This window comes from Nocardia sp. NPDC058499 (assembly GCF_042719915.1).
In the GTDB taxonomy this organism is placed as follows: Bacteria; Actinomycetota; Actinomycetes; order Mycobacteriales; family Mycobacteriaceae; genus Nocardia.
Window position 1 is genome coordinate 583,592 of record NZ_JBHXMZ010000001.1, and the last position, 7,492, is coordinate 591,083.

At 69.7% G+C, this 7,492-nt stretch carries 6 protein-coding genes; all 6 read right to left on the reverse strand.

The features are described from left to right. Positions 1-238: 238 nt before the first annotated feature. Positions 239-2,884, reverse strand: coding sequence for a primosomal protein N' (locus tag ACFWPH_RS02675; RefSeq protein ID WP_378748227.1), 2,646 nt, complete (start codon positions 2,882-2,884; stop codon positions 239-241). A 154-nt stretch (positions 2,885-3,038) separates the two neighbouring features. Further along, a complete protein-coding gene (metK, locus tag ACFWPH_RS02680) occupies positions 3,039-4,250 on the reverse strand; it encodes a methionine adenosyltransferase (protein ID WP_378747715.1) in 1,212 nt (403 codons plus the stop codon). Positions 4,251-4,583: 333 nt separating this feature from the next. Beyond that, positions 4,584-5,831, reverse strand: a complete 1,248-nt coding sequence (gene coaBC / locus ACFWPH_RS02685) for a bifunctional phosphopantothenoylcysteine decarboxylase/phosphopantothenate--cysteine ligase CoaBC (RefSeq protein ID WP_378747716.1) — start codon at positions 5,829-5,831, stop codon at positions 4,584-4,586. A gap of 45 nt (positions 5,832-5,876) precedes the next feature. Beyond that, positions 5,877-6,155, reverse strand: a complete 279-nt coding sequence (rpoZ, locus tag ACFWPH_RS02690) for a DNA-directed RNA polymerase subunit omega (RefSeq protein WP_033241620.1) — start codon at positions 6,153-6,155, stop codon at positions 5,877-5,879. Positions 6,156-6,216: 61 nt separating this feature from the next. Further along, the gene (gmk, locus tag ACFWPH_RS02695) at positions 6,217-6,789 is read right to left on the reverse strand and encodes a guanylate kinase (protein WP_378747717.1); all 573 of its coding nucleotides are present in this window, start codon (positions 6,787-6,789) and stop codon (positions 6,217-6,219) included. Between the two features lie 20 nt (positions 6,790-6,809). Then, a complete protein-coding gene (mihF, locus tag ACFWPH_RS02700; RefSeq protein WP_033241619.1) occupies positions 6,810-7,130 on the reverse strand; it encodes an integration host factor, actinobacterial type in 321 nt (106 codons plus the stop codon). Between the last annotated feature and the right edge of the window lie 362 nt (positions 7,131-7,492).

Sequence of the window (7,492 nt, forward strand, 5' to 3'; positions counted from 1 at the left end):
CGCTTCCCCTGCCCTCGCCGATCGACCTCCGGATAAGCCACGCCGGAACGACCACCGAGCATGGGATAGCCCACAGTGCACAGCACTCCGACCGTCGACCACAGGCACGGAAGGGCAGGGCGCCTGTCTCACATCTCCGAAACGGGCGCCGCCATACAGCGGCGCCCGAGACCACCGCCAGCCCCTGCGGCAGCGAACGGGACGCTACGCCGGCCGCCACGTCACGGGCGAATACCGATCAGCCGATGTCCAAGGGATCGATCTGCACGCGCGCCGAAGTTTCCGCACGCTGGCTGCTGCGGACAGCCTGCGCCGCGGTCAGTGCACGCGCCAGCGCGCCGCCCTGCGGCCGGGGCACACGTAACAGCACCCGCTCGACCTCCACCGGTTCACCGCGGACGTCGTCGGTGCGGGCGCCCGACGGTTTACGCGCAGTGACGGGCAGCGGTACCGGGCCCAGCACTTCGGCGGCGCCGGGAAGTTCGGTAACTGCGAGTAGCTCGGCAACCGCATCGGGGACCCCGTCGATCGCGGCCATCCGCACCGCAGGCGGAAACCCGACCTCCGCGCGCTGGGCGAGTTCGGCAGCCGCGTGCCCTGCCGGGTCCCACCGCAGCAGCGCCTGCACGGTCGGCACACCCGGATCCGCCATAACCAGAACCCGGCCCGCGGGTTTCACCAGGGCGGCGGCGCCCAGCCAGCGGCGCAGGGCGTCCTCGGCGGCACGGAGATCGGCACGGCCCAGCAGCGCCCATCCGTCCAGCAGCAAACCGACCCCGTAACCACCGGGTAGCAGTGGTTCGGCGCCGACGGTGGCCACCACAACCTGCGGGCCCGGTTCTACAGTGTCGAGCATCGCGGCACCGCTCGACCCCCGGATCGGCACCCCGGGAAAGGCCCGGCCCAGTTCCTCCGCCGTCCGGGCGGCGCCGATGACCACGGCGCGCAGCACTCGCCCGCCGCAGCCGGGACAGCGGAAAGCAGCCTCGGTCCGCCCGCACCATCGGCACACCGGGCTATGGGCGACCTGCGCGGCGGGGTCCGCAGGACCCCCTTCAGGTAACGACAGCGGGCCCACACACTGCCTGCAGCGCGCGGGGGTGCGGCATTTGGTGCATGCCAGAGCCGGGACATACCCCCGGCGGGGCACCTGCACCAGCACCCCCTCCCCCGCGGCTAGTGCTCGGCGGGCTGCGGCGAAGGCGGCGCCCGGAATCCGGACCGCGCGCGCGATGGGGTCGCGATCGAGTGCCGCATCGGAATCTCCCGGCGCGCCGATCCGGGGTGAGGCCGCCCGCACCAAGGCCCGGTCGGCGAGCAAATCGTGTGCCCAGCCCGATTCCACCACCGCCTGCACCTCCGCGGTCCGCGCGAAACCCGCGGCAACGAACGCCGCTCCGGTCTCGTGCGCACGCAGCATCGACACCTCCCGGGCATGCGGGTACGGGGACCGCGGTTCGGCGTAGGTGTCGTCGCCGTCGTCCCAGATCGCGATGAGCCCCAGGTCGGTGGTCGGCGCGAAAACGGCGCTGCGGGTGCCGATCACAACCCGGGCGGTCCCACGCAGGACGGCCAGCCAGCGCCGATACCGTGCCGCCGGCCCCAGCCCCGCCGAGAGCCCGACCGCCGAATCCCCGACCAGGGACTCACATTCGCGCAGCACCCGGTCCAGGTCGCGCTGGTCGGGAACCATCAGGATCGCGCTACGCCCACCGGCCACCACGACGGCCGCCAGTTCGGCCAGCCGACGTGCCCAATCCTCACCCGGTAGCGCCTGCCATGCCGCGCGCGCACCTTTGCGCCCGGCGAGTGCGGTGAGAAACGATTCCCCGTGCCGATACCGCCGCCAGGCCGCGAGGTCGACACCGGCCGGAACGGTCCCGGCGCCCACCCCCGTACCGGCAATCGATGGCCCGCCCACGGCCCCACCGACCTCCTGAGGTTTGCCAGGGTCCGCCGAACCCGGCGCCACCGCCGAAGCGGCCGCATACTGTGGATCGCCGGAACCGGCGTCTGCCGCCCCCGAAGAATTGTGGGTGACGCGCGCATCGCGCTGTTCGGAAGGCCCGACTCGCGAAGCGCTCGGCGAGCCGGTGGCGCGGAGCCGACCGTGCTGCGACGCTCGATCACCACTGCCTTCTCGGCCATCCGCGGTCTGCGGCCGGTCCGCGTCCGTCGTGGCGACACCCGCCGCTCCGGCCCGCACCCGATCGCCACCGTCCAACGCCTGCTCGGCGCCATCCGAGGCCCGCTGGTCGACCGACGCTTGTTCGATCCCGGCCCTTTCCGGTTCTCCCCCGGTCGGCGTTGGCTCGACCCCGGCCGCCGCGTAATCGACCCCTGCCGCTGCGTGATCGGAGTCGTGATGATCCGGTTCCGCAGCGGGTGGCGCCGGCGGGCCCAACAACCCGCCCGTGCCGGCTTCTCCCGGAGACGTCGGTTCCACGGAGGCGTCTGCGATCCCGGCCTCCCCGGTGGCCGGTCCGGCCACCTCGGACCGGCCGCCACTGCGCGGCGGTACCGCCCGTACCGCGCCGCCGGATTCCTTCTTTCCGGCTCCACCGTTCTCGACGCGCGCGTGCCGGGGCGGTATCGCCAAGCGCAGGACATCGGCGCGGGTTCCGGCGCAGCGGGCGGCGACGGTCGTGGCGAGCCGGAGGATCTCCGGGGTGAGTACCTGTTCTGCCGACACCACCCGTTCCAGTCGCACCAGCTTGCCGGGATGGTCGGTCTCGGTATGCCGGGACAACAGGTAGCCGTCCACCAGCCGCCCGGCGAAACGCACCCGCACCCGGACCCCGGGCCGGGCGATCTCGTCCAACTCCGGTGGCACCAGGTAATCGAAATCACGGTCGAGATGAGCCGGGGTGAGCAGGGGCAGCACCCGGGCGATCGGATGCGATACCGGTGGCCGGTCGGGACGGGGAGATTTCTCGGCTCGCCGCGCACCCCGGCGTTCCCCCGAAGCAGCCGAAACCCCCGGCGACTCGATGTCCCCGGGGGTGTCGGCGGCGGGTTGCGGCACGCGGAACGCGGACCTACAGCCCGGCGGCGGCGCGCAGTTTCTCCGCGCGATCCGTACGCTCCCAGGGCAGGTCGATATCGGTGCGGCCGAAATGCCCGTAGGCCGCGGTCGGCGCGTAGATCGGGCGCAGCAGATCCAGATCGCGGATGATGGCGCCGGGACGCAGATCGAACACCTCGGTGATGGCGGCCGAGATCTGGGCCGGATCGGTCTTCTCGGTGCCGAAGGTCTCCACGAACAGGCCGACGGGTGCCGCTTTCCCGATCGCGTACGCCACCTGGACCTCGACCTTCTCCGCCAGACCGGCGGCAACCACGTTCTTGGCGACCCAGCGCATGGCGTAGGCGGCCGAACGGTCGACCTTGGAGGGGTCCTTACCGGAGAACGCGCCACCACCGTGGCGGGCCATGCCGCCGTAGGTGTCGACGATGATCTTGCGGCCGGTGAGACCCGCATCGCCCATCGGGCCGCCGAGGACGAACTTACCGGTGGGGTTCACCAGCAGCCGGATATCGGAGATGTCCAGGTCGGGGATGGCGATATCGGCCAGCACCGCTTCGACGACCTTCTCGCGGATATCGGGCGCCAGCAGGTTGTCCAGGTCGATATCGGCGGCATGCTGGGTGGAGACGACCACCGTGTCCAGCCGGACCGCACGATCGCCCTCGTATTCGATGGTGACCTGGGTTTTGCCGTCGGGCCGCAGATACGGCAGCACACCGGTCTTGCGGACCTCGGTGAGTTTGCGGGACAGCCGGTGCGCCAGGGCGATCGGCAGCGGCATCAGCTCGGGGGTGTCGGTATTGGCGTAACCGAACATCAGGCCCTGATCACCGGCGCCCTGCTGTTCGATCTCGTCACCGGAACCGCCCACCCGCGCCTCGTGCGAGGTGTCGACACCCTGGGCGATATCGGGCGATTGGGCACCGATCGCGACGTTGACGCCGCAGGAGTTGCCGTCGAAACCCTTTGCCGAGGAGTCGTATCCGATCTCCAGGATCTTCTCCCGGACGATATGCGGGATATCCGCGTACGCCTCCGTGGTGACCTCGCCCGCGACATGCACCTGACCGGTGGTGACGAGGGTTTCCACGGCGACCCGGCTGGCCGGATCCTGGGCGAGCATGGAGTCGAGGATGGAATCGCTGATGGCATCACAGATCTTGTCCGGGTGACCCTCGGTCACGGACTCACTGGTGAATAGCCGGCTACCGGACGTGCGCACAGTTTCCCTCTTCCTCAACGGTTACTCGTGTCCCGGATATGGACCGTAGCGCACGGCTCCGGTCGTGACCCTGGACTACCAGACTATTAGAACGCGCGGCAGGTTTGTGGTTCCGGACACCACACCGGACGGGTTTCCGGTCCGGGGCCCCGTCCGCCGGAACAGTCACGGCGGATACCCGCCGGATCGGCCCGGACTACCAGTACAGGTCGCCGGCGCGCGCGGCAAGAGTTCGGATCGCGAAGAGTCGATTCTCCGCCCGCGCCCCATCGAGGCCGGCGGGGTCCGCGGCGCTTACCCGGGTGCCTTCGCCGACACGGGGATTTCACGTGGTTACGCGCCGCTGCCGGACCCGGCCTGCTCACGCAGCAGCGGGCCCAGGGCATCGAGGACGCGGCTGGCCAGCAGCGCCTTGGAACCGTGATCGAGGGCCTGTTCGCTGCCGTCGGCGCCGAGCAGCCAGCCGTCGTTGTTATCCACCTCGAATGCCTTACCGTCACCCACGGCGTTGACGACCAGCAGGTCACAGCCCTTCCGGGCGAGCTTGGCCCGGGCGTAAGTGATCACGTCGCCGTCCTCGTCGCCGGTTTCGGCGGCGAAGCCGACGATGGCGGTACCGGGTAGCTGACCCTCGCGGCGTGCCTGGACCAGGCCCGCGAGAATATCCTCGGTCCGCGACAGCGCGATGCTGTCCGGCTCGTCCTTACCCTTTTTGATCTTGGCCCCGGCGACCGAAGCGGGCCGGAAATCGGCCACGGCGGCCGCCATGATCACCGCATCCGCACCCACCGCGTGCTTGTCGACGGCGGTCTTGAGCTGATCGGCGGTCGTGATGTGCACCAGATCCACGGCCGCGGGCGGCGCCATCTCGATGGTGTTCCCGGCGATCAGCGTCACCTGCGCGCCACGCTGGGCGGCCACCCGGGCCAGCGCATAGCCCTGCTTACCGGAGCTGCGGTTACCGAGAAAACGGACCGGGTCCAGCGGTTCGCGGGTACCACCGGCGGTGATCACGACCCGTTTACCGGCCAGATCCCGCGGTACGGCGTCGGCGCGTTCCAGCAGCAGCGACGCCAGCCCGAAGATCTCCTCGGGTTCCGGTAGGCGACCGGGACCGGTATCGGTACCGGTGAGCCGGCCCGACGCGGGTTCCATCACCGTCGCACCGTGCGCGCGCAACGCGGCCACATTCGCCACGGTCGCCGCATGCTCCCACATCTCGGTATGCATCGCGGGCGCGAACAGCACGGGACATCGGGCGGTGAGCAGGGTCGCGGTCAGCAGGTCGTCGGCGCGGCCCTGCGCGGCGCGCGCCATCAGATCGGCGGTGGCGGGGGCGATCACCACCAGTTCGGCCTCCTGCCCCAGCCGCACATGCGGGACCTCGGGCACATCGGCGAACACCCCGGTGTGCACCGGATGGCCGGACAGCGCCTCGAAGGTCGCCTTGCCGACGAACTGCAACGCCGCCTCGGTGGGGATCACCCGCACGCTGTGGCCGGTTTCGGTGAACCGCCGTACCAGTGCGCACGCCTTGTACGCGGCGATACCGCCGCCCACCCCGACAACTACCCGCGCCATCGCGCGCCTCCTGCCCTATCGGCCGTTCGCCCGGGAACTACCGGGTCATTCGCCTTCGGTGTGCTCGAGCAGATCGCTGTGGATCTCCCGCATCGCCACCGACAGCGGCTTCTCCTGCGGCAGCGGCTCGACCAGCGGGCCGACATATTCGAGGATGCCGTCGCCGAGCTGGTTGTAGTAGTCGTTGATCTGGCGGGCACGTTTGGCGGCGTAGATCACCAGCGCGTACTTGGACGAGGTGCGGTCCAGCAGTTCGTCGATCGGCGGGTTGGTGAGGCCGACCGGAGTGTCGTAGGCGGGCGCGGCGATATCCGTACTGCTCACTGAGGAAGCTCCTGCGGGGTCGGGGGCGCGGGTACGCGGCGGCTGGGCCGGGCGTATCCGGCTACGAATTGGAATTCGTGCTGACGAACAACGATACCAACTGCGCACAGGCGCTGGTCACGGTGTCGTTCACGATCACGGTGTCGAACTCGTCACGTGCGGCCAATTCCACCCGTGCGGTCGCCAGCCGGCGTTCGATGACCTCAGCAGATTCGGTGCCGCGACCGCGCAGCCGGTTCTCCAGCTCCGCCCAGCTGGGCGGCGCGAGGAACACCAGAACGGCCTCCGGCATCACCTGCCGGATCGAACGCGCACCCTCGAGGTCGACCTCGATCAGCACCGGCAGCCCCTCGGAAAGGGCGGCCCGCACCGGCGCGGCCGGGGTGCCCGACCGCTGCAGTCCGCCGTGGATATCTGCCCATTCGAGCAGATCACCGGCGGTGATCATCGCATCGAACTCGGCCCGGCTGACGAACCGGTAATCGCGGCCGTCGACCTCGCCGGGACGCGGGTCCCGGGTCGTCGCCGACACGCTGAAAACCAGTTCCGGCAGCCGTTCGCGGACACAGCGCACCACGGTGGACTTGCCCACGGCCGAGGGGCCGACCAGTACAACCAGCCGACCCTTCGTCATGTTCTCGATCACCGAGGCTGTCAGGCGCCGAGGTCGAATTTGGCGAGCAGCGCTTTGCGCTGCCGATCGCCGAGACCACGCAACCGTCGGGTCGGCGCGATCTCGAGCTCGTTCATGATCTCCTCTGCCTTGACCTTGCCCACCTTGGGCAGGGCTTCCAGCAGTGCGCGCACCTTCATCTTACCGATGATCTCATCGGTCTCGGCCTGGCCGAGGACCTCTTTCAAGTCGGTGCCGCCGCGCTTCAGGCGATCCTTGAGCTCCGCCCGAGCACGGCGAGCGGCAGCCGCCTTCTCCAGAGCAGCGGCGCGCTGCTCATCAGTCAGCTGGGGAAGGGCCACGGTTCCTCCGTCTCATCGTTCTGCATCAAAACCTGCCGAACTACCCGGCAGTCTCAGCGACCGTACCCACGACGCCCCCGGATTGCGAACCCACCCCCCAGGTCAGGGCATGAATCGGACCCCGTAACGCCCCCTTGCCGCCTGCCCCGCATCCCCGCTTGCCCACAGCCGTGCGACTTGCGCACCTACCACGAAATACCTTTTCAGCAGGGCATTTTGGGCCCGCGCGCCGGGTTGCGGCGCGATAGCCACCGGACTTATCCACAGCCTGGCTACCTACCAGCCGCCCTACCAGGAATTTTCTGTAATTTTTTGCGGCGCCTTCGGCGCCGCGGGGTTCGGCCCCCTCGGCGTCGTGCTTC

Coding starts and splice junctions, on each gene's coding strand:
- coaBC (WP_378747716.1), bottom strand. CDS start 5,831: ATGGCGCGGGTAGTTGTCGGGGTGGGCGGCGGTATCGCCGCGTACAAG.
- gmk (WP_378747717.1), bottom strand. CDS start 6,789: ATGACGAAGGGTCGGCTGGTTGTACTGGTCGGCCCCTCGGCCGTGGGC.